Below are 1961 nucleotides of genomic sequence, written 5' to 3'. Positions count from 1 at the left end.
TCAGCAGCTCGATGTTCAAGTACCTTTTGGTCGACCATGCGGTGCCGGCGATATGCCGCAGCCTGGCCGCGGCAAGATTGAGCGCGGACTGTCCATCCGGGAACGCGCCGACCACCCTCGTGCGCCGTCTGATCTCACGCAGGATGCGCTCAAGCGGATTGTTGGTGCGGATGCGACGCCAGTGCTCCTCTGGGAACGCGTAATAGGTCAGCGTCTCCTCGATCGCCGTTTCCACGAGCTCGGCGGCTCTGGTCAGGCGCAAGCCGCGCAACTTCTCGATCACTCGGATGGCCTTCTCGCGCGCCGCCACAATGTCCTCGCTGGCATGGATCGCCTTGAGCATGGCCGCGATCTCCCGCACCTTGGTCGAGGGCACGTGACTGAAGACGTTGCGGTACCAGTGCACGACGCAGCGCTGCCAGGCCGCCTCAGGGAAGAACTCGGCCGCGCTCTCGGCCAGCCCCAGGCAGGCGTCCGAGATGATCAGACGAACGCCGTTCAGGCCTCGCTCCCTAAGGTGCTTGAGAAAGCAACTCCAGCCCGCTTTGTCCTCCTTGGCACCCTCGCAGATGCCCAGAATCTCACGATAACCGTTGTCGTTGACGCCGATCGCGACCAGCAGCGAGACATTGCGCACCTCGCCGGCCCAGCTGCGCTTGAGCACGATCCCGTCGAGATAAACATACGGATGCTCGCCTTCGATCGGCCGATTGCGCCAAGCCTCGATCGTCCCGTAGATCTTCTTGTTCAGGTCCGACACGGTCGAGGGCGACACCCGCGTACCCCACAGCGCCTCGGTGATATCCTCGACCCGGCGCACCGAGACCCCGGCCAGATACATCTCGATCAGCGCCTCCTCGACCGAGCTCTCGCGCCGCCGATAGCGCTCGATGATCGCGGTCTCGAACGTCCGCTGGCGTAGCTTCGGCACCTTCAACCGCACCTCGCCAGCCTTGGTCTGCAGGTTGCGCTCGTAATGGCCGGCTCTGGTGTCGCGGCGGGCCTCACTGCGTTCATAGCGCTGCGCATTGCACAGCCGGTCCGCTTCGGCATCCAGAAGCGCATTCAACGTCTCCTCCACCGTGCCCCGGACTACCCGATCCAAGTGATTCTTGATCCGCTCGTCGTCGATCGAGATGACATTGCCCAGCGGACTCGGTGTATTCTCAGTCATGGCGGCTCCTTCTTGCTGTACTGGTTGCGTTTAGCCACCTCCAGTTCAGCCAGATTCGGGGCCGCCAGCCCTACCTAATTGTGCGAAAGAAACCGTACGTCATCCTTAACTCTGGGGTTCATCAAGCCCTAGCGTGCCAGTTATTCGCGATGTCTGCTTTGGGTCATAAGCAGACATTTGCAGTGCAATAGGCCATGTCCGCTTTACCCCCGACAACGACCGCGAAAGCGAATTTCCGCACATGGTCATGTCTGCTTTACTCCCGAAAGCGGACATGTGCAGTGCACTAGCTTATGTCCGCTATGGGCCAAAAGCGGACATTCAAGAGTTCGGCTCTCACCAAAAAGAAAACCCCGGGATATTACCCGGGGTTCTGTTCTGGCGGGGCGACTTCTAGAAACGATAGTTCAAACCGCCACGCACGACGTGAAAGGCGGTATCGTTGAAGCTGACCGTATATGTACTGAGTCCCTGCCCGGGATTGCCCGGTGCCACTGCCGTTTCGATGACGGAATTGCTCCCAAGATTCACAAATAGATACTCGGCCCTCACCGACCAATTATTGCCGAAGGCATATTCAAGCCCTCCACCAGCCGCCCAGCCCGTCGCAGTGAGGGTAGAACTACCTATAAAGCAAGTCCCGGGGTCACAGGTAAAACCGAGAGGCGCACCGAAACTAATTTCAGCATTGCTGTTGTTGATTAAGCTAACGGACTGCTCAACCCGTCCGTATGCGAAACCGCCTGTTCCATAAATCAACAGATTAGGGACAGGAACATAGCCGAGG

At 59.3% G+C, this 1961-nt stretch carries 2 protein-coding genes; both read right to left on the bottom strand.

Going from position 1 to position 1961, the window contains the following annotated elements; genetic code table 11:
• Positions 1 to 1174: IS256 family transposase (locus tag AC11W3_RS07015; RefSeq protein ID WP_484092718.1), on the bottom strand; the 1174-nt coding region annotated here is incomplete at its 3' end.
• A gap of 393 nt (positions 1175 to 1567) precedes the next feature.
• On the bottom strand, positions 1568 to 1961 hold a 394-nt coding region (locus AC11W3_RS07010; RefSeq protein ID WP_484092717.1), incomplete at its 5' end, for an outer membrane protein.

Source organism: Geomonas sp., from assembly GCF_056994735.1.
This window is presented reverse-complemented; position numbering and strand designations above follow the sequence as displayed.